Here is a 20841-nt window from a genome sequence, read left to right on the forward strand (position 1 = left end):
TTATAGACATTGTAAGAGAGGTTTAGAATGTCGGATTTTAGCTTAAATACTCTTGCTTTCTTTGTTGTATGTTATACATCCAAAAAATAATATCTGAAATATGTTATAATATGTATGTAGGCTAGCTTTAGCGGGCGAAAAGTGTACTACTCATACACCTGCCTATATTTATCATGAGTTCAAATAGCAAGGAGTTGTTATGTTAAGAAAAGTAGAAGTCAAAGCTGGCGATAAGTATGGTAGATTAACGATTATTAAGGAAGTTGAAACACATATACAGCCTAGTGGACAAAAGTGTAGAAAGGTGCTAGCAAAATGTGTTTGTGGATCTAAGAAAGAATATAGATTACCTGATCTTAGAAGTGGACTAACAACATCTTGTGGTTGTTATCGTATAGAAAGAATTAGCACTCCTAGGCAGAAGTACGGATTAAGAAAACACCCATTATGTAATACATATTACAATTTAATGTACAGATGCTACAATTCAAAAGCTATAAATTATAAATATTACGGTGGTCGTGGAATAACTGTTTGCGATGAGTGGCGTAATGATTTCAAAACATTTTATGATTGGTGTATGGATAATGGTTATAAAAAAGGTTTGCAAATAGACAGAATAGATAATGATGGTAACTATGAGCCTAGTAATTGTAGATTTGTAACGCCATCAGATAATATGCTAAATACTAGAGTGACTGGTAAAGTTAAGTATCGTGGAGTCCATTTTGATAAATATAACAATAAATATAAATCATATATTTCCATCAACAGTCGTTCTAAGTATATAGGGAGATATGCGACAGATATCGAAGCGGCGAAAGCTTATGATAAGTATGTCATAGACAATAACTTACCCAATAAATTAAATTTTACGTAATATACTCATTTTTCCTTTGCATAATATTAAATATTCTAGCCTCAAAATCAGGCTCATTTGTAGCTTCTAATATTGCTTCTTGCTGATTACTAACAACAACAAACTTAATATTATTCTGTATCTTATTAGTATTTGAACTATCACTATTGTTAGATTGTCTTGGTGAAGTCACAGGCGATACAATAGTGTTCACTGGTGCTTGTGGTAATTTCCCACCATCAGCAAACTTCAGACTATTAGTATTTATCTGGTTAAGTAATGGCAAATACTTAGCCGTTGAGTCCTTATTTACTATAAACTCACCTCCCTCAAACTCTATAGGTGTTTGCCCAGCAACAATACCTTTAATACCTCCGTTAGCATGTGAATTACCTACAGCTAAGCCACCATCAGCATATTTGATAACTGGTACTTGACCACCATCAGCAAAGCCAAACATACCAAACAAGCCACCGATACCTCCACCTTGAAAAGCTTTTATTGATTCGGTTATAGCTTTAAATGTATACATTTTGATGATAAGAGTACCAATATCTAATGCCATCTTTTGAATTAAATTAAGAAAGCCTTCCATAGGTGATTTAGCACCAGTTAATACATCTACTAGGCTATTTGTTATACTATTACCAAAATTATTTACTGAGTCTGTCAATAGCTGAGTATATCCTAGTGATTGTAGAGCTGATACATCAAAGTTGGAGATAGATGCTGATAATGTATCATAACCATCTTTGTTTGACTCTACTGCTTGCTTTAACTCCTCAACTGTTTTACCAGTTTTCTTAGCTACAGCCTCATACCTTTCCATCTCTTGCCTTTGTAAGGCTAACTTATCTGTTGCATCAAGCAATGCTTCTGGGTTTTGTATTCCTATAGATTTAAATGCTTTTATTTTCTCGTTAGCTATTAATAACTGTTTTTGTTCTGCAGTTAAGTCTTTGGTTTTTGAGTTGATAACATCGAAGTTAGATAGTGTCTTTTCTAGCTCTGAGTTATAAATACCTAAGCCATCAGCAAATTCTTTGAAATCAAATTTACCCAGTGGGTTATCTACTGATATATTCTTATCATTAAAACTTTCTAACTCATTAAACCTTTTCCTAATTATATCTATCTGCTCATCAGTAAAATTGGCAGTATCTATATTATTTTTAAGCAAGTATTCTTTAAATGTATCACCAGCAGCCTTAGCTTGGGATATAGCTATGTTTTTTTCTAATCCAGAAACAAGATCTGCATATTGCTTTTCTATTAATTCAGATTGAACTGTGGCTTTTATTTTTACCTCATGTTTGTCTTTTGCTTCAAGTGTTCTCAATGTAGTCTCGAAGCTTTCTAGCCTTTTTTGAGCATTTAATATTTCATCATCTATCTTGGTTAGACCTGAAACATCTCCACTAAATTTCTTATTAAAAAAACTTTGTCCAGGAGTGTTAAAACCAGATTGTAATGATTTAGCTCTATCTTCAAGTTTTTTAGCTTCATTCTGAGCTTCTATTTGCTGCTTCTTAAGATCTTCTAAAGCTTTTTTCTGATCTTCTATTTTCTTTGTTAGATCTATTTTAGCGTTTTCTTTTTCAACTTTATTTAGTGTTGTATATGTGCTTATAAGCGCTTTATTATTAGCTATTTCTTTTTTGCTTGCCTCATTTAACTCATCTTTTGAATTTATGACAGATTCAATAATAAAATATAGTGATGTAAGACCAGTAATTAGCAAGAATATTGGATTCTTACCAATAACGGTAAATAAACCTTTAATACCATTGCTTAGACCTGTAACAGCATATAGTGCCTTACCTCCAAAATTTAATACCATAGCACTACCAAGAATGGTAACCATTTTAAGAACTGTAGATAAATTATTAGCCACAAACTCCAATGAAGTGGCTAGAATATCAGAAATATGAGAAGCATCATCAAAGTCTTTAAACGCATGTAAAAAATTATTCTGTATTAATGTTAAAGCCTGACCAACAGTAGTCTCCATCTTTGCATATTCAGACTCTATCCATCCAGCTTGCTCTTGCATTGCTTTAGCAACTAATTCAGCCGTTAATTGACCTTGACTAGCCATATCTTTAAGATTGCCACGAACAACATTTATTTCTTCTGAACTAGCACCAACACCAGCTATTGATCTAGCTAAAGCCTCCATAATTATTGGCGATGCTTCATTTACTGCATTAAACTCCTCGCCTCTTAATGCACCGCTAGCGAACGCCTGACCAAGCTGCAATACTGCCGAAGCTGACTCTTGTGCTGATGCTCCTGATATTTGTAAACCTTTGGATATAGTTTCTGTTAGTTGTAGAGTTTCTTCTTGAGAATAACCTAATGCTTTAGTACTCCTAGCCATTCTAGAGTACAAGTCAACAACACTTCCAATACTTGATCTGGACCTATTAGCAACATTAAATAACTCTTCTTGTACTGCTTTTAGTTCTTCAGATGAACTAGTAACAACCTTAAGTTTGTTTTCCATATTCTGTAAGCTATCTGAGTATTCAAAAAGCTTATGGATTAGAAGAGTCCCACCAATAGCTGCGAAAGCTGTTTTTAACAAGTTAGCTCCACCAGCACCAGTTTTAAATCTTTTCTCAAGGTCTGCAAGCGAAGTAGATAGCTCTTTGTTTTTATCTGATAATTTTCTATTTTCTTTTTGTAGTGATTGTATTCTTTTATCTGTGCTTCCAGCAGCCTTACCTATATCACTTATTTTTTTAGCTACTACATCGCCACCGTCTTGTTTAATTTCTATATAAATAGGTTCTTTCATGATAATAAACTCTTAGGTTTAAACTGAACATCTTCTAGGGCTACTTTATAAACTCCAGATGTTGCTTGTTTTGAATATCCGTTTTGTGATCTTATTTCGTGGCTTTTTGTCTTTTTATTCCAAGACCCTTTCTTAGGATTCTTTGGATATAGCCCATCCTCTATAACTTCGGCGTAAGGTAAATTATTTTGAATATATATAGGTTTACTAATATCCTTATATCTATCAGTTTCACTCTTTGCTTGTGATGTATTTTTAGATTTAGAACTATTGCTAGATACTTGATTGGTACGATTATAGATAGTTAATCTATTGTTAAACCTAAACTGACCACTATCTACAGGCGAATATTGCTGTATCCTGCTATATAGCTTTAATGAGTATACCCTAAGATTCTTAGCTACATTTTCTTTAACATCTATATCTGCAATTTTTTTTGCAAAACTACCAAAACTCTTAGCTCTTGCCATATATACACCTACTTAGTTTTCATAGTTCTTTGCATCTTCTTAATCCTAAGATCTATATAATGCGAATCTATAGACTTCATGACTGATACAAATTCATCTACATCTTTATAGCCTTTCATCTCAGCATATTTGTACATATCAAATATATTTATCTGATTAACAGCCTCGCCAGTTACAAATCTAGTAGTATTAAGATCACAAAAAGACATAAGATAAAAATTAGTGATAGCATCAACATCATCATTACTTTGTAAGGCTTTAGGTATTGGTTTGCCTTTTTTCTTAAGCTCTTCAATAACATCTGCTTTTGCATCACCTTTACCATTTACCCAGTCTTTGATGACTGGCTTCGCTTCCCCAAGATACCTTCTGAAAAACTCTTGGTATTATTAATAACCGCTAACACAGGCTCAAAGTTATAGTTAAAAGCTTCTATAATGGTTTCTAGCGCTTCTCTCGTGAATTGTGCAGGCTGTCCATCTTGCATAAATCCTTTGAAGTCGATAACCATATCATTATCAATTACTAATTGTTTGATATCTGCTTCAATAGTCGCTATACGCTTAGCTAATGTCTTAAATCTATCTAAGTCTTTATCTGTAACCTCTTTTTCTTGCTTTGGTTGTTTGATATCACCTTTCTTGTTTAGCTCGCCACCACTTATTTTAAGTGCTTGTGACATAGTGGTTACAAGGTCTGCATACAATAGGTTAAGATCTTGCCTTAGCTTCTCTGGTAGGTACTTAACTTTGAACTGTAAATGACCATAATCCTTGTACTCTGGTGATTCTTTCTTAAACATATCAACCCAGATACCCTGTTTTTGACGCTCAACTACTTTTTGTATTGCTGATAATTCCATTATGCAACTCCCTCAAATTTTTGAAGCATAAATGTATAGCCAAACTGATCTGAGTACTTAGCCGAGTATGGCTGTTCTACAATGATATTGTCATCTTGATCTTGTTCTGTAATACCTGTTAAATTCATGACTGGTACATTAAGCACCATTGCTTGACCATTAATTTCCTGAACTGAAACTAAATCTAAATCACTGTTATTAACTGCATTATCAAACTGATCTATAGACTCTAAGAAAGCAGTTATATTACCAGTGATTTCAAGATCGCCAGCATTTACTTTTTGAGGATATTTACTACCTAGACCCCATGTTTGAGCTGCTGTGTTATTAAGAGATAATGACATTGCAGTTACAATATTGGTTGATGATAAATCATTACCATTTAGTACAAACCTAGCAATGTTATTTGAACCATCAATTAAGTTGGAAGCATAAGGGTCTAAGTCTGTTTGACCTGTCTTTTTAGTCTCTGTATTTCCAACATACAAGCCAAGCAATGCACAATTAATAGTCATTGCCTGCTTATTAGTAACAGAAAACTCCATAGTATTAACAATATTGCCACTATAGTATCTATATGATTCAGTACTTAAGTCTCCATAAGTAATACAAGTTGAGAATGGTACTAGAGTTGTACCATTGACAATATACTCACCATGATATAAGTCTATTTCACCAACAATAGACTCATCTGTCCAAGTATCAGGAACTAGATCAACTGTAATTACTGTAGCAGTTATAGATACGACACGAACCCAAACATTATTATCCGCTGAAAAACCATCTAATTTAATAAACTGACCATTTTTAAGATTAAGGGTAGTGAAATCAAATGAACCTGTAGAAACTATAGTTGATCCCACAATATCAACATCTGTAATACGTTTACCGACCTTGACAACATTATCACCAACGCTTGCATTATCAAGCACAGCATCTAAAACTAACTCATTAGCATTAACAGTTGTTACAACAGCTACTGAACCATGAGACGCAACTATATCATCAACTGAAAAAGATGTTTCATCTGCAACTTGTATTGTAGATTGATCTGCATCTGCTGATATCTTGGTTCTACCTTGAGAGACCCAATCATTAAGCATTGCTGATTCAATAACTACTGTCTCTAAATGACCATATTCTAAATCAGCATCAATAGTACCACTTGATGACAAACCAACTACCTTAGCTCCCCTAGGGTCTCTACCTTTAGCTTTATTTCTTGAATTGATAGACTCTGGTTCTGCTGTGAATGTCGAACCTGTTTTGTCTAGTGAAACCGTTGTAAATTCTGGGTTATTCGGTGTAACTCCCATTACACTTTCACGAACTAAACCAATACTTTTATTTGAATTTGTTGCCATTAATAAACTCCTTGAATGAAACTCAAGGAAAGTTTAAAACGGCTTAGAAAAGTCGGATTTTAGGGCTGCATTAAAATATATATTTGTATATTTGTATATTTATATAGTAATATTACACATGTAGTAGTTGACTATGACATTAGTAATAGATAACCATGATAAAAGGAGTAGATTATGAGTTATAATGCAAGCGATTACCATAACAGTTAATAACTAAAAGGGAGGTTATGATATGATAAATTCAATAAAAAGACTATTTAATATCAGTAAGAATATTGATGCATCTATGAAAGATTCTCCGTCATCAAAAGTTGACATTGACATACCAACCCTATATAGCTCTAATGTCTCGAATTCAAGGGATATTTCTGCTAGTATGAATGAGATAAGAAATTCTCTTAACATAGTAGGTAGAAAAGCTTATGAGCAAGTCAAATCAACCATTTAAAAATAATAATCAAAAGCAACTTTTACAAAGAACAGAGGTTCATAGCTCTATACTTCCTCCAGCATCTGAAATGGAGAAGCTAAAGAGTGTAGATCATAGACTTGTTGATACTTATATAGAATTTGTAAATAAACAACATATTCATCAAATTGAGTGTGACAAAGAGAAATTGGCCATATCAAATAGGCAAATAGATACTCAACAGACTCAGTTACAAAATGTTAATCAAGAGTTCAATAAAGATGTTTCTTTAAAAAAGTTAGCCCTATGGCTATCTTTTGTAACAATTATAATATTAAGTATGCTATCTACTTTTCTTATATATAATGACAATATAATAGCTGGATCAATATTTGCTTCACCTGCCATTGTATCAATAATCGGTGGATTTATAGGAATAGTTATAGATAGGTATAAAAAATCTAAGAAAAATGACAACAAATAACCCCAATTGACATCCTCTCCCAAATAGCTTAAATTAAAGTGTTGTTTAGTTTTTTTGATACTTATTTATGAAAAAAATATTTATATCTCTCAGCTTGTTTATACCCTTGTTTTGTTGGGCTAATGATTCTTTTAATTTTTCAATAAATAATAAATTAGATTTTCTCTTGCCTACAGATATTAAAAAAATGTATAGATTAGAAACAGATATAGCAGATACGAAATCTACGCCTATAGATATTTTTGTAACTGATAAAGGGTATAAAATATACATTTACACCACATACGATAAGGAAAACATTAAGGATAAAAGTTTGTATGATTATTACTTTGAAATGTTTACAAACCCCAAAACAGAGAAGCAAAAGAATTTTTACGAACAAATGAAACCTAGAGAACCTAAAGAAATCAAAGGCGAAGATTATGTAATTTTTTCATATCCATTTTTTGAGAAACAATATTTTTATATATTTTCAAAAAAATTAAATTTTGTAACCGTTGTAGCTGTTTACCCTAAAAAAATAGGGGAAGAAATTATAAATAAAAATACGATATTATTGAGGTGACACAATGCTCACAGAAGAAGAAAAAGAAGAAGTTAGAAAAGTATTTAAAAGCATTGGTTATGCTGATGCTGATGCTTGGCAAATCAATGAAAAATTAGTGGGGGTTCTTGGTAAAATAGTTAGTGAAAGCAAAGTGTGTACATCGAGAGCTAAACTTGCTCCAATTGATATATTAACGAGTTTTAAACCTGGGTATTTTGCTTTAGGTAAGGCTTTTCTAAAAGTATATATGAGAATGAGTACAGATAATAAAAAAGCGTATGACGCTTGTTTAAATACTACTAAAAATAGTCTAAGTATAGAAGTTTATGAAGCAGCTAATGGATTATAAAAAAATATAGGAGATATTAATTATGCCAATGTATGTGCAAGCTAAAATGGAGAATACTGGAGAGTTATTTTTACATTGCGGTAGTAAAGAAGTCGCTGGAAGAAATTCAAATATACAAAATGGAGCTGGAGAGCATTTTAGTTTGGTTTATAATATTGATCTACATTTAGTTCCTAATCATTCTGCTAGCTTAGATAATATTACATCTGTATTAGCACTAGAAATGCCTGCTTATGAGCCTTTAATAGCTGCTGTTTTTAATGCGGTTAATCAAAAAGATGTTGTATCAAAACTTGTTTTAAATAATGTTGATAGAGCCCCAACAGGTGGTACAAATAAGATATTATCAACTTATACAGCTACGGATGGTCGTATAGTTGATGTAACTTTACATAAAAATGATGGACAAGATAAAGCTAAAAATGTAAATGAAATTATTGTACTATTTCAGTTTGAAAAGATAGTGTTTGATGATAATAGATCAAATACATCTGGAGAAGTCCAAACAAACAATTAGGAGCATCAAAAGTAGATATTTAAACTTTTTCTTACCCTATTTTAGACCATTATTATTTCTAGACTTTTAACACAAACCTACTAACTCATGTGAGTATATGGTTGATGTTATTCTTTTATTGGCCATATTATCCATATAGTTTTGATATTCTCTGAGTTCATGGGTTAAGATGTTGTTTAATATAATCACGGCTCTAAACTCTTTTCTTAGCTCTCTAGAGTCAATATTTATACTTTCTAGCACTTGATACAACTTATCATGATTAGTTTGATAGTTATTGTAGTAATAGTTATCGTACTTATCTACTTTATGTATTCTTAGCTTAGGTATAGATCTAGTGCCTTTTCTCATCTGCTGAACTTCATATTGCCATTTAGCTATCTCTTGATGGTGGTATTCTTTGAACTCTTTTAGCTCATCCCTATCATTAGCCCATCTAGCAGACATTGATTTGATTGCTCTTTCTTTGTGGAATAGTTCTTGCTCAACTTCTTTCATCTGTTCATTAACTAGATTATCAAAAGTTCTAATTACAAAAAGTTGAAACTTAGCACTTATCCACATAGCATAAGAGTATATTAGTTCTTTGCATACAAAAGTACCTTGATTGGAACCACCTTTTTTAGTTTTGAATGCGATGCTCATATCTGAGCTTCGGTTTATTTCGGCGATAAGATCTTTTGTTTGATCTAATCTCATAAAGTTAGCAGGTTTATGTTTATCAAAACCACCACTTAATTTATGAAAATCGTTTAAACAATAAAGGTTATCTAACTGTTTTACTTGTATATTGTTTATGATTAAGTCTTTCATGACCGTTCTCCTTGCTTAATAGCACTTTTGTTGTTGATAATGTCGGGTGGTTCAACACGTGTGTGCTCGTCGCAAGGGACATTGTCACGCACTATAGCCTTTCCACGAGGGTATTGTATAGCTACAGTCCACCCGAACTCTTAACAAGTAAAAGAACGGAATAATTGATATTTACACACACTGGGAGTTGAAGCCCAACACTTAGAGGATAAAAGAGAATTATTTGCTTGTCAAGTATTGTTATTTAGAGTATGTATCAAAATCAATTATACCACCGTGTTCACTCACCAAACACTTAGCTACAAAACTTTTATTCTGTATATCAAAGTCCATTCTTACAGTAGTTCGACCATTGCTATGTTTATAAGCACTAGCACCACTAAACCATTTAATATTTAGAGACTTATACTGACTGAATGTACTTTCTATCATTTGTCTACATTCTTCTTTAGGTGATGAAGAGTAACTAGAATCTTCACTTTTCTTAGAAGTTGCACACATCGTAATAAATCCCAATATAGTAATTGTTAGGAATATCCATATAAATGCTGTATATAGTGGATTAGATTTTTTTTCTTTTGGCTTATTTTCAGTACTCATACAACAACCTCTAAATATAATTCTTAATTACTGACTTCAACTGCTCTGAATAACTATAGATATCTTCTAGCTTTTCTATATTCATAACAGTAGTTAAAAAAATTAAACAACACTTTAATTTAAGCTATTTGGGGAAGGATGTCAATTTACACATTTAGAGCCTGCCCAAGATACCTGTATATTTAGCATATTGAGATAATGAAAGCCTTTATTTATAAGGATAATAAGCCTGGCCACGATACGTACATTTTATTATAAATCAAGATTCATAAGCATTTGAGGAGTATATTTTGGTTTAGCTTTATCTAGCATATTAATGAAATCATCCCAGGTGTTAGAAACTTTCATAAAATTTATAACCAGGTGCATGTGTTGGGATAAAGCAGGATGTCCTATATCCTGGGTTAAATATTGATGATGTTTATTACTTCTATTGCCTGATTCGTTCTTAGGGTTTATTTTCTCTAACTCTTTGCGAATATATGGAGCCAACCTATCATAAATAATATTATTAGTTATCTTACCAATTACACCAGGCCTCTTGTTATTATCTTCATCATAGCTCCATCCATAAAGCCTATAAATCTCCTGGTAATATTCATTAGGGAATCTTTTTACCCAGGCCGATAATTCTTTACTTATAAATTGCTGTAAGAATTTTTGTAATTCATCTTTTTGCCTATATGACTGATACTCTGTAGCTTCATCAATTAAGGCTATAATACCTACTTTGGCTATTGATCTGAGTATTATTCCAGCCTGGTCAGCATACTTTTGTTGTCCTGGTGTAAGAATGCCTTTATCTTTGCATTCATCAAGCAATGCACATATGTCTATAAGTAGAGTTGCATCATATCCATAAGTTTCAGAAACTGCACCAGCTCCACCAGGCCGAATAAACTTTTTTCTATTTTGAATTTTATCGATTATCTCCTGGGTAACATAATCTTTAAGATCACCAGTATTAAGCATTGTAGATAGTGCAGTACCACCAGCATTTTGAGAAAACCCTAATGCTCTTTGCAGGCCATTTCCAGATAATACCCTGGTTTCATCCTCCAGGACATAACAAGGTATTTTTATATCGCCTATATCAATAGCTGACTTATTTGACCCAGCCAATGTTTTAAAAACTTTATCCACAACCACTCCAAACAGAATAAATATACTTTAAATCTAAGATACTGAGATAATGAAGTCAAATAGAATTAATAAACTTGATCTATATATTCAAGCTCAAAAAAACACTCAATTATATAGTTATTGAACTCTGCACCTAGCCTACCATCCACGATAGCATGAGGTGTAACAATCTTGTTTGTTAGTCTGAATCCTTGAGGATATAAAGAACGTTTATTAAGTAAATAATTTACATTATTTACCATCTTGAATATATCACTAAGATACTTTAATTCTGTGCTATACAAATAGAATGTAACTCTAAAACCTTGAGTAAACTTGGCTTTTTTACCTGCTGATAGCAAAGTCTTCTGTTCACATGGTCCATCTAATGATATATCCACATTAATAAATGTTTTTAATGCTTTAACAGTATCTAAATCATAATCATTGAAATAAACATTGCCAACAAGATTATCTTCTATGAAATTAGTCAACTCATCTAACTTAGTATCTAAAGCACTCATCTAAACACCCTTAAGGGATAACCAATAGCCGATAACATAATCTGCTGGATCTATTGGCTTAAGTTGATTAATAACATATCTAGTATTGTCTATTTCGATATACTGATCTTTCTTTATTTCTTGAGTGTTGCCAGTTAAGCAAACTATATCTGCCATTTCTAGCCAGTCATCTCTAATGACAACTACAGCACCACCAATGAGAGCATTCTTTTTAGAAGTCTTAAGAATCTTAATATCAGCTATGTAGTTATAACTAAAGCTTCCTGAATTACGGCTAGCACCTGCTGTGCGGACTTTCTCAACAAGCTTAACTGTTACACCGTACTCATCTATTTCATCAATAAGATCTTGAGCTGCTTCTATATAGTCAGAATGTGCCATTATTTTTTACCTTTAAGTACACTTTGTATTTCTTCAAGGGCTTTATCTGTTATATAGCTTCTTTCATCATCTTTTATCTTTCTGAATGAATTTAATATTATCTGCTTAGCATATATAACAACCATTATTTCCATAGCATTTAATCTAGTTATAGATTTCCTAAGTATTAGTTTTTGTAACTTAATACAGCAGGTCCACCCTATAAGAAAAAACACAATTGCAGTCAATACAACTATCATTACAAACCCCTCACAATATCTACTGACCCACCAGATACATCATTACCATCAGTCGCACTATTACCAAGTGAAGATACATAACCATTAAGGTATTTATCTGCTCTCTGATAATAGCGATAATCTTTAGGACCTATACCATCAGTTTCATATTTAAATGTTTTTTTAATAGCTCCTGCGATGTCTTTAGATTCTTCTATAATTGTTCTAGTATCACCAGTAGCATAATCAATATTAGTATCTAGTGAGCCTTGTTTTATATATGCTAGAGCTAATTCGCATTGAGCCTTTTTAATTGCGGTTGGTATACCCTCTATAGTTAAACCATCAACTACTAGATCATTTCTAGGAAATTTGCTCTCTATTGTTATAGCACTACCATAAAAAACATAAGCATTATCCAAGTAATTAAAGGCTTGTATCAATGCTATTTCTTTATCTTGATCCGTTGCATTAATCCAATCATCTTCCAGTATAGATAAGAAATAATCATCTGCGTATGCGATATCGACATAAGAATTAACATTAGCAATACTACCTAAATCATCTTGAATAATTAAGCTCATTATTATTTACCTTCTTTAGCTTTCTCTGCCTCTTCTTGAGCCTTTTTCTCAGCCTCTAGCTGTGCTTTTGTTTTAGCTTTCTTAGGCTTAACTAAGTTATGATATTCTTGCTCTGAAATTTGCTTATGGCCCATACCTACAAATGCGTAAAAATCAGAAAAATGAACTACTTTAAATGCTTTATCTTTAATCTTAAAATAAGCTGGTAATTTAATTTGATTAGACATTTTTATATTCTCCTATACTTCTGTTAAGAAAAAACTTGAGATCATCTCTGGTGATGTCCCAGTTGGCTTAATTACTAGATATATGCTTTCGATCTCTTCATCTTCACCTACAAGGCCAGCTACTTCATAAGGATCAATATATGCAACAACTCTATCCTGATTAACTAAACCAGATGCTATAAACTTGTCATATAGAAGCTTAGTACTAGTAGCACCAGTATCTACATTTACAATGTTGCCGTGGACCTCTATAGTGTATACCTCATCGCCATCATCTGCTTTAGTCCTGATAACCTCTGCAATAATTCTCTGAGGCTTACCACCCATAAAATCAACAGCATTAGTTGTTTGCTGTGCTGATACAACATTAGTAATACTATTTTCAACGGTATTACTAGATCCATCTGTAAATTCATTGAATGCTAAAAGCGTATCAAACTTTCTTGGTGGTTTACCTGCTTGATATAAATTTAAATTAGGGTTTTTGCTAGTCATTTTATACTCTCCTATTATTAATCTACGATATCACTATTCGAGATGTTAGAAATTCTAGTACATGCAATTGGTGAAGCTGTACCAAAGCCCATAGCCATAAACATAAAAGTATCATATTGACCATTGCCGTTAAGGTCGTTATTCTTTCTAATCTCAAACAATGGAGCTGAGCTAGAGTTGATTAAGAACATACCATCAGTACTGTTCATATCAGCAAGGTATATTGATCCAGTAGTACTCCCACTTGCATCTAGAGCAACCTCATCGAAATCTAAAACATACTGACCGTATTGAGAAGTCTCACCATTAACACCAGTACCAGCAGATCTGACAGGTATGTCATTGTATGTCATTATTGTTTTACCGAACTCATTCTTTTGCATGATAAAGTTACCAAACTTACCATCACGCATAGCTTTAGCGAATATTACACTATACATTCTTGACGGTAAGATAATCACAGGGTTACTTCTTGAGAACCTTAAGTATTCCATAATCATTTCATCTAAGAAGCTTAAACTTAGTGCTTTAGGTGCCTTGTTAGCAGTATCAATACCATTATAGAAATGGTTAACTCCATCATCATTACATCGAACTTGCAAGCCATCAATAACATCAGTTGTCATACTATTAGAGTAGCCTTTGAAAATCTGTCTATAGAAGTCATTGCGAGTATCAGTGGCAATCTTTCTCATCTGATTAGCAATGATTTCGTCAGTCATACCATTATTGTAGTACTTTTGCATATAAGCCGCTGGAATCTTAGCAGCTAAAGTTTTAACAACTTCTGTTTTCTCATTACCATTAGTTAGTTCAACTTGGCGGATAGATTGGTTAAGTTCTGTTTTCTTAACTGTTTGAACCGCATCATTATAACCAACCTTCATTTCCATATTTGGAACTGTAACAACTGGAATTTCTCCCAGCATATTGTTAGCTGACTTCTCACTCATATTAAGTAAGTAGCGTTGATCGTCTGGTAAATTCTCAGACAACGATACTAGGTTTGCACTTGTTTGATAAGCCATAGTTTATATCTCCTTTATTAACTTATTGAAACTTGTTTAAAATTGCTTGTTTGCCCTTGTTGTCATCATATTTTTTGCCACTAACTCCGTTGTCTATTGGCGTACGATTAATACCACCACTAGCATGACCACCAGTTGCACCAGTGGCTTTAACAAAGTCTTTGAATTGCGGGTCTAAACTGATAACTTCTTTGATCTTCTCGGCATTGTCATAAGCAACACCGTTATGTTTAAAGATTGGTTTTCCAAGGTCTTCTGAATACGTGAAATCTGGTTCAACAAGTCTTGTTAATACCGGATTAGTGAACACGCTAGATATAGAGCCTATAAGCTTCTCTTTAGCAAAATTCTTTTCTTGCTGTACTCTTAGAGCATCTTTCTCTTTGTAGGCTTCTAGCTCCTGTTCTTTGGCTTTTAAAATAGCCTCCCAGTCGCCGTTTTTTCTTGCCTTTTCTTCTGCTTCTAAGCGTGCTTGCTCTTCAGCTTTTTGCTTTTCTGATAGTAACTGCTCATTAACACTAACTACACTTGAATACTTCTCTTGTAGCTGTTTGTTTTGCTCTTCAAGTTGTTTAAGTCTCTGTGCTAAATCATCATTAGACACATCTTGAGATTGAACATCTTGAGCATCAGTTTCTTGATTTTGGATATCTTGTTCTGACATCAATATTTCCTGCATTGTTAAACACAGATCAATATTAATTGGAGTTGAGAATGTCGGATTTTGGGGCTGTAAATCCGTATTTTGAGATAGTAATTAAACTAATTGACTGAATAAGGTCGACCGCTTAGCTGTCTTTAATCACTCAAAGCGGAATATAAATTGGTAGTGCGAATAATCTACCCTAGCAAGATAACCAGAATGATCTTTAAACCTCAGGGTATCGCAGTTTAATCTGTGCAGTTATGGGGCTGGCTCTATATGTAAGTAAGAGTAAATAACTGAGCTTAGTGTTCTTACAAATGACTAGGTTATCTATAGCGACAGAATGGCTCCAGTGAAGATGTCATGCTAGATATTAGATTCGGATATCCATACTTGGGTATCTTGCATCTAAACACTCAAGAATCCACCAATAAAGATATAACTATAATTACTATATAAATAGGAGTTAATAATGAGAAAATATATAAAGTTAACAATGGATGATTCTGATTATTCTGCGGTTGTATATATTGATTCTGATTTAATACAATCTTTCTTTAATTATAAAGGTGTGACTTATGTTACTTATGGAGATAATGACTTAAATAAAAGGGTTAATCTTGTTAGAGAAACACCAGAACAAATAATGGCTTTGATAGATGAGGTAAATAGGTAGCTATATGGTATAATATAAGTGTAAATATAGGAGTTGAAATGGATTTAAAAAGATTAAAATTCAGAGCTTGGGATAAGCAAAAAAAACAAATGTCAGGTTCTTTTGGTTTTGAAGACTTGGTAGCTTATGATGGCGAGGTGCGTAGTGTTTATTTTAAGCAATCAAATAATAATGTTGATATCGAAGTTTCACAAGATCTAGGTTACGGTTTAGATTCTATTATGTCTAATAAGGAATGTTTAGACAGATATATTTTTATGCAATACACAGGACTCAAAGACAAAAATGGTGTTGAGATTTATGAAGGTGATATTGTTAAGGTGGAACCCATGAGAATGGAAGTGGTTAAAATGTATAATAAAGGAGCATATTTTTCTTTACACCCTTTTCAGGATGATGGCTATCACTGGTCAGCTCTGCATTCTGAAGTAGTAAGTAACATTTACGAAAATAAATACTTCTTAAAGTAACTCTCTAAACTTACTTCTTAACTCAGCAACTGATAACACTCTGCCATTATCTACAAATCTATTAAGGCTTACACCTTGCTTAAATATTTTATACTCAACTGGTCTTAAAACATCCTTTTGAAAGGCTACAGGATTTTGCTTTAAGAAGTCATCAAAACTAAGTTTAGTAGATACCTGCTCAACTTTTACAAGCTTACCTTCTTTATCATAAAACTTAGCTGGTCTAGTTTCTGAGCTTGTGAATTGCTTATCATATTCATCTTTAATAACTGGAATTAATACACTTCTGCAATTATAGTGTGCTGGCAATGATGGTGGCTTATCTAATGGATAAACCTTTTCTGGTGTGGCCCCATAAGCTCTGCATGGTGGGCTTGTTTTACTATCTAAAGTAACTAATACTTGCCACCCTTCCATAATGTCATCATTCTGATTAACAGTTTCAACAAGCATAGCATTAGACACGCCATTTAATATGGTCCTAGTCTGTGTGATTGTGTGTTGCTTTATTTTTTTATCTACATACTTTAATCTTGAAGTTATATTTTTAGTTATATCATCTACAGTTTCGCTATTAACATAAGCATTAATCATTTCTTGCTTAAAGAAATTTTTAGAAGTAGCTGACATCGTTCTTAAAGCTTCAGATACGGTTGCATTATTGATGTAAGTATTCATCACGGCTTTTCGTATCTTTTTTTTGTTAAGCTTAGTAGCTGCTATACTAGTTAAGGCAGCACTTGTTACATAATTTTTAATAGTTTCCTTATATTGTTCAGCTTGCACACCTCCAAATTCAACAACCTCTTGAGTAAATTCAGAATCATCAAAACTTTCAGATGTGAATTGCCTTATTAATGCTCTAAGCTCTGTCTTTGTTCTTATTTCATTTTTTAGCAGGTAAGCATTAACAAGCTGTAAAACTTTCTCATACTCACCATAAAGTAAATTAGATGTATTAGTTACAACAGATTGTGAAAGAGTGAATTGCTTAAGAAGATCATTAGCTAAATTCATTAAATGACTCTCTTTCTTTTATGATATCTGCAATAAACTCCTCATAAGTCATATCTTCTGATATTAGATTAATAGACTTCAATGCGTTGTAGAGAGGTAGTCTCGGACTGTTACCACTCATTACAGCTTGTAATACTACTGATAAAGTTTGAGCCTCTGTTATCTCTTCTATGACATTCTTATCAAGAGAAAAAGCACCTTTGATATACTCTGCACCCTCGAACATACAGACATACCTAATAGCTTCATCAATAGCACTAGATACATTACCCATCACACTAAGTAACACACTGTCTTCTGTAGATGCTTTTATCTTGGCTGCTGTTGCTGACTCATTGACAGAATCGTTTTTTACCATCTTTGCACCCATAGCCATCATCATTGCTACAGAACGATCAATCTCGTTAGATAGTGAAGAGTTTTCTTGAAGTTCTAAATTACCTATTGTCGAGTTACCACTCAACATAAGTGTTTTAGTCGCTCCAGACTTTATACCTTGTCTCTCAAGATCTTCTTGCTCTCTCTTTGATATGTTAGTTATATATCTGAAAGGATCAGCCATATTGTGCAATATCCAGCGATGATCTGCATATAACCTATATAAATTGATATTTGCATGGCATAGGTCGAGCATTGGCGGTTTATCCATATCGCTATTATTGTTAGTGCTGCCACAGAACACAAAAGGAATACTTGAGAATGTATTTTCTCCATAATCTGTTGGAGTAAATGTTTTGGTTGGCTCATCAGAATCTTGATCGTATACTAACTGCCTATAAACACCATCATCAAGCATCAATACGCGCCATCTTTCTTTGTATTTGCTATCAAATTTAGTGAAGTCTAAATATTCTTCATGTAATACAACTAAATTTAGTTTCTTGACTGCTCCCACTTGCTTATGATTCCAATTAATGATTGAGTGCGTAGGATAGAAAGCCATGTATGAATAAAGATTATTTGCTTCTTTCTCTGCTATGCTTGGTGTAGGGTTGCCGTACTCAGGAAAGTCTACTAATATGCCAGCCCTACCATAATTGATAACATGGCTTAGTATCTTCTTAGAAAATTGAGTTACACCCTCACCATCTAGACTACATCTATCAGCAAGATACTCTATACCCTCTATAGCTTCAGGATTAAAACTAGGCTGCTTTCTAAATGCTAAACCAGTCAAAGCTTCTGATGTTCTACCCACAATATTTGGATAAAATGCTAGCTCTTTATATAGCTTATATTTCTTAGATTCTGTACTTGCCACACCTAAAGGCAAAGGTAGATACTTTTGAAAGTTAGCGCCGTTCTTGATAGCATCTTGACCTCTTGTACAGTCATCTATTAAGGTGTATTTCTTCTCATAAGATATAAAATCATCTCTTCTAGCAGATACAGTCATAAGAATAATAAAAATTAGATAATGCTAGTATTGTAAGCTGAAGTTGATGCTACGGATTTTATAGGTAATAACTGATGTACCATATACCCAATAGCATCTACTATATGGTCAAATCCATCATTCTTATTAGGTGTTGATGTACCTTCTTTATAAGTATGTCCGCTTAAAGCCTTGATTGTTTTAGTGCAATTACCTGTTATAAAGTATCTATGATCGCCATTAGCATTACAAAAAGCGGCGTTAGTCTCGTTATGTCTGTCCTCTACTAATTGATGAGAGTCAGGGGCATAAACATAAAAATTATCAAACTCCTCTATAATTGCAAAGTTAGTATTGTCTGATGATGTATTCCTTGCTCTACCTGCTGGATCAGGTGCAAAGTAAACCGTATGATTGGGGAATCTTCTTTTTATTTCTCTACACATCTCAGCGGTGTTTGAATGCTCAATAATAATCTCACCAAACTGATATATTATACCTGCCCTAAAAACTGCAATAACTGCAGACATAGGATTGACGTTAAAGTCCATACCCACCCATATATCTTCATGCTCCTCTGGTTGTATATCTTTTGATATAACATTACTCTTCTCTTCAAAAGCATAAATAATGCGACCGATAGCCTCTTCAAATGTAGCTTCATACTCTTGCCTAAATGTTCTAGGGTCTAGCTCTCTCTTTTTAGCTTCTATTTCATCTTGATCTACATTGCCACCATCTAGAGTAGTAAATTGAAATGAAGCCCAATCGATAAAGCTAGAATCCAAACCTCTAAGATAATAATCATAAGCCCAGTTTCTACCATGTGGAGAGCTAATAAATAAAGCCTCTCCTTTAGTGTCTGCTAATGTTGGCGATACTGCTGCTTCATATTTCTTTTGATTACCAAAAGCAAATTCATCATATACTAATCTATGGTTTTTACCACCACGACCGAGCTTCTTGTCAGTACCCCTAAGTTTAATCACACTACCATTAAAAAACTTGCATTCTAGCCTTTGCTCATTGTATTTTATGTAATTATCAGGCAATAACTCTTGTAGTAATTCCCAAGCAATCTCTCTTGCATCAACTTGGTTTGGTGCATAGTAAGTATTAATACTATTAGGCTTAGTCATAGCACCCTCAATAAGCCAAGCTAAAGCACCGTAAGTTTTGCCAAATCTACGACCACATATAAGAACTTTAAATCTTGCTTTATTTCTAAATATAGTTGATTGTTTAGGGGTAAGGGTTAGAGCATTCATTTAGTTTCATCTGTTAAGATTATCTTATACTCTAGTTTGGATTCTGATTGCTCTACTGGTGCATCATAACCGTGCATTTTATTAAGCTCTTTGACTGCATTGATTCTGTCTGTTTGAGTTTGAAAATCATACTCGGCTATCTGTGCTAAAATCTTAACTGATCTTTCTCTTGTCCAAAGATTACTATTTTGTAATTGTTGCTTTAGCTCTTTTACCCTTTCCGAAACCTTACCATTAGCTAATAATTCACTAGACTTTGACCACACGGCTGATTCTTTCCACTTCTCAGCCTTAGGATAAGCCTTTTTATAAGATTGAGTAGCATTGCCACACTTAACATATTCTTGGCAAAATAACTCTTGTTGTGGCGTTAGTTTGCTCATTACTTACCCTTAGATATTAAATCATCAAAATACTTCATAATTTCTATATATAGCCACTGCAAAACATAACTTCTAAACTCATCACAATTAGAATCCATTGATTCCATAATTACAGTTACACAATGACTAAGTTCATGAACTATTAATGCCTTAACTTCGTAAATATCATCGTATTTATCCACGCCTATAACAATCTGTTTAGTTTCTTCATTGAACGCAGTAGCACCGCCGTATTTAGATACGTCATAATTGAATCCAAGCTTTTTTTGCACTTTCTTGAAGTTCTTAAAACCATAACAAAAGTAAATATCGTGATTAGTTATCTCAAATTTAATATGTTTGTATTTCACTAT

28 protein-coding genes are annotated in these 20841 nt (G+C 33.2%); 7 read left to right on the plus strand and 21 right to left on the minus strand.

The annotated features are described in order from the left end of the window. Nucleotides 1-199: 199 nt before the first annotated feature. The gene (locus QI37_RS03160; protein WP_052399136.1) at nucleotides 200-880 is read left to right on the plus strand and encodes an AP2 domain-containing protein; all 681 of its coding nucleotides are present in this window, start codon (nucleotides 200-202) and stop codon (nucleotides 878-880) included. Here the strand turns inward: QI37_RS03160 and QI37_RS03170 are convergent. The 5 genes from QI37_RS03170 to QI37_RS03190 form a co-directional block, all read right to left on the minus strand. Beyond that, nucleotides 873-3659, minus strand: a complete 2787-nt coding sequence (locus tag QI37_RS03170) for a tape measure protein (RefSeq protein WP_040008485.1) — start codon at nucleotides 3657-3659, stop codon at nucleotides 873-875. The genes QI37_RS03160 and QI37_RS03170 overlap by 8 nt on opposite strands. Further along, entirely contained in the window at nucleotides 3656-4129 is a 474-nt protein-coding gene (locus QI37_RS09900) for a hypothetical protein (RefSeq protein WP_052399137.1), read from the minus strand. Before QI37_RS09900 ends, QI37_RS03170 begins: the two co-directional genes overlap by 4 nt. Before the next feature lie 8 nt (nucleotides 4130-4137). Next, the gene (locus QI37_RS03180; protein ID WP_040008487.1) at nucleotides 4138-4338 is read right to left on the minus strand and encodes a hypothetical protein; all 201 of its coding nucleotides are present in this window, start codon (nucleotides 4336-4338) and stop codon (nucleotides 4138-4140) included. Between the two features lie 116 nt (nucleotides 4339-4454). Continuing rightward, complete coding sequence (locus tag QI37_RS03185; RefSeq protein WP_040008488.1) at nucleotides 4455-4991, minus strand: hypothetical protein; 537 nt, start codon at nucleotides 4989-4991, stop codon at nucleotides 4455-4457. Next, nucleotides 4991-6355 (minus strand): phage tail tube protein, encoded by a 1365-nt coding sequence (locus QI37_RS03190; RefSeq protein ID WP_040008489.1) that lies wholly within the window; start codon nucleotides 6353-6355, stop codon nucleotides 4991-4993. The genes QI37_RS03185 and QI37_RS03190 overlap by 1 nt, the downstream gene beginning before the upstream one ends. Nucleotides 6356-6777: 422 nt before the next feature. Between QI37_RS03190 and QI37_RS03200 the strand changes: the two genes are divergently transcribed. The 4 genes from QI37_RS03200 to QI37_RS03215 all read left to right on the plus strand — a co-directional run bounded on the left by QI37_RS03200 (nucleotide 6778) and on the right by QI37_RS03215 (nucleotide 8661). Further along, nucleotides 6778-7248: a hypothetical protein gene (locus QI37_RS03200; RefSeq protein WP_040008491.1), complete on the plus strand. Its 471-nt coding sequence runs from the start codon at nucleotides 6778-6780 to the stop codon at nucleotides 7246-7248. A gap of 67 nt (nucleotides 7249-7315) precedes the next feature. Next, nucleotides 7316-7813 carry a hypothetical protein gene (locus QI37_RS03205; RefSeq protein ID WP_040008493.1) on the plus strand — a complete coding sequence of 166 codons (498 nt, stop codon included), beginning with the start codon at nucleotides 7316-7318 and terminating at the stop codon, nucleotides 7811-7813. A 4-nt stretch (nucleotides 7814-7817) separates the two neighbouring features. Then, a complete protein-coding gene (locus tag QI37_RS03210) occupies nucleotides 7818-8144 on the plus strand; it encodes a hypothetical protein (RefSeq protein WP_040008495.1) in 327 nt (108 codons plus the stop codon). Between the two features lie 22 nt (nucleotides 8145-8166). Further along, nucleotides 8167-8661, plus strand: a complete 495-nt coding sequence (locus QI37_RS03215; RefSeq protein WP_040008496.1) for a hypothetical protein — start codon at nucleotides 8167-8169, stop codon at nucleotides 8659-8661. A 66-nt stretch (nucleotides 8662-8727) separates the two neighbouring features. On the opposite strand, the gene QI37_RS09905 is transcribed toward QI37_RS03215, so the two are convergent. The 11 genes from QI37_RS09905 to QI37_RS03270 all read right to left on the minus strand — a co-directional run bounded on the left by QI37_RS09905 (nucleotide 8728) and on the right by QI37_RS03270 (nucleotide 15317). Next, nucleotides 8728-9474 (minus strand): KilA-N domain-containing protein, encoded by a 747-nt coding sequence (locus QI37_RS09905; RefSeq protein ID WP_052399138.1) that lies wholly within the window; start codon nucleotides 9472-9474, stop codon nucleotides 8728-8730. A gap of 240 nt (nucleotides 9475-9714) precedes the next feature. Beyond that, nucleotides 9715-10074, minus strand: coding sequence for a hypothetical protein (locus QI37_RS03225; protein WP_040008498.1), 360 nt, complete (start codon nucleotides 10072-10074; stop codon nucleotides 9715-9717). 252 nt (nucleotides 10075-10326) lie between these two features. Then, nucleotides 10327-11217 carry a P63C domain-containing protein gene (locus QI37_RS03230; protein WP_052399139.1) on the minus strand — a complete coding sequence of 297 codons (891 nt, stop codon included), beginning with the start codon at nucleotides 11215-11217 and terminating at the stop codon, nucleotides 10327-10329. Nucleotides 11218-11282: 65 nt separating this feature from the next. After that, a complete protein-coding gene (locus tag QI37_RS03235; protein ID WP_040008499.1) occupies nucleotides 11283-11720 on the minus strand; it encodes a hypothetical protein in 438 nt (145 codons plus the stop codon). Further along, nucleotides 11721-12101, minus strand: a complete 381-nt coding sequence (locus tag QI37_RS03240; RefSeq protein ID WP_040008501.1) for a hypothetical protein — start codon at nucleotides 12099-12101, stop codon at nucleotides 11721-11723. Beyond that, nucleotides 12101-12340 (minus strand): hypothetical protein, encoded by a 240-nt coding sequence (locus QI37_RS03245; RefSeq protein WP_040008503.1) that lies wholly within the window; start codon nucleotides 12338-12340, stop codon nucleotides 12101-12103. Before QI37_RS03245 ends, QI37_RS03240 begins: the two co-directional genes overlap by 1 nt. Next, nucleotides 12340-12903 (minus strand): DnaT-like ssDNA-binding protein, encoded by a 564-nt coding sequence (locus QI37_RS03250; RefSeq protein ID WP_040008506.1) that lies wholly within the window; start codon nucleotides 12901-12903, stop codon nucleotides 12340-12342. Before QI37_RS03250 ends, QI37_RS03245 begins: the two co-directional genes overlap by 1 nt. 2 nt (nucleotides 12904-12905) lie before the next feature. Further along, a complete protein-coding gene (locus QI37_RS03255) occupies nucleotides 12906-13130 on the minus strand; it encodes a hypothetical protein (protein ID WP_040008508.1) in 225 nt (74 codons plus the stop codon). A 12-nt stretch (nucleotides 13131-13142) separates the two neighbouring features. Further along, nucleotides 13143-13625, minus strand: a complete 483-nt coding sequence (locus QI37_RS03260) for a hypothetical protein (RefSeq protein WP_040008510.1) — start codon at nucleotides 13623-13625, stop codon at nucleotides 13143-13145. A 17-nt stretch (nucleotides 13626-13642) separates the two neighbouring features. After that, on the minus strand, nucleotides 13643-14653 hold the full coding sequence (locus tag QI37_RS03265) for a hypothetical protein (protein WP_040008512.1): 1011 nt from the start codon (nucleotides 14651-14653) through the stop codon (nucleotides 13643-13645). A 22-nt stretch (nucleotides 14654-14675) separates the two neighbouring features. After that, on the minus strand, nucleotides 14676-15317 hold the full coding sequence (locus QI37_RS03270; protein ID WP_040008513.1) for a hypothetical protein: 642 nt from the start codon (nucleotides 15315-15317) through the stop codon (nucleotides 14676-14678). Between the two features lie 454 nt (nucleotides 15318-15771). Here QI37_RS03270 and QI37_RS03275 point away from each other — a divergent pair, with 454 nt between their 5' ends. Both QI37_RS03275 and QI37_RS03280 read left to right on the plus strand, forming a co-directional pair. Then, a complete protein-coding gene (locus tag QI37_RS03275) occupies nucleotides 15772-15975 on the plus strand; it encodes a hypothetical protein (RefSeq protein WP_040008515.1) in 204 nt (67 codons plus the stop codon). A 38-nt stretch (nucleotides 15976-16013) separates the two neighbouring features. After that, entirely contained in the window at nucleotides 16014-16445 is a 432-nt protein-coding gene (locus tag QI37_RS03280; protein WP_052399140.1) for a YopX family protein, read from the plus strand. On the opposite strand, the gene QI37_RS09910 is transcribed toward QI37_RS03280, so the two are convergent. The 5 genes from QI37_RS09910 to QI37_RS03310 are packed head-to-tail and all read right to left on the minus strand — an operon-like array spanning nucleotide 16437 to nucleotide 20838. Next, a complete protein-coding gene (locus QI37_RS09910) occupies nucleotides 16437-17462 on the minus strand; it encodes a putative phage head morphogenesis protein (RefSeq protein WP_052399141.1) in 1026 nt (341 codons plus the stop codon). The two genes, QI37_RS03280 and QI37_RS09910, sit on opposite strands and share 9 nt — an antisense overlap. Further along, on the minus strand, nucleotides 17449-18858 hold the full coding sequence (locus tag QI37_RS03295) for a DUF4055 domain-containing protein (protein ID WP_040008518.1): 1410 nt from the start codon (nucleotides 18856-18858) through the stop codon (nucleotides 17449-17451). The genes QI37_RS09910 and QI37_RS03295 overlap by 14 nt, the downstream gene beginning before the upstream one ends. 14 nt (nucleotides 18859-18872) lie before the next feature. After that, nucleotides 18873-20105, minus strand: coding sequence for a terminase large subunit domain-containing protein (locus QI37_RS03300; RefSeq protein WP_040008520.1), 1233 nt, complete (start codon nucleotides 20103-20105; stop codon nucleotides 18873-18875). Continuing rightward, nucleotides 20102-20488, minus strand: a complete 387-nt coding sequence (locus QI37_RS09915; protein WP_052399142.1) for a terminase small subunit — start codon at nucleotides 20486-20488, stop codon at nucleotides 20102-20104. Before QI37_RS09915 ends, QI37_RS03300 begins: the two co-directional genes overlap by 4 nt. Beyond that, nucleotides 20488-20838 carry a hypothetical protein gene (locus QI37_RS03310; RefSeq protein ID WP_040008522.1) on the minus strand — a complete coding sequence of 117 codons (351 nt, stop codon included), beginning with the start codon at nucleotides 20836-20838 and terminating at the stop codon, nucleotides 20488-20490. Before QI37_RS03310 ends, QI37_RS09915 begins: the two co-directional genes overlap by 1 nt. Between the last annotated feature and the right edge of the window lie 3 nt (nucleotides 20839-20841).

The sequence above is a fragment of the Candidatus Francisella endociliophora genome (assembly GCF_000764555.1).
GTDB lineage: Bacteria > Pseudomonadota > Gammaproteobacteria > Francisellales > Francisellaceae > Francisella > Francisella endociliophora.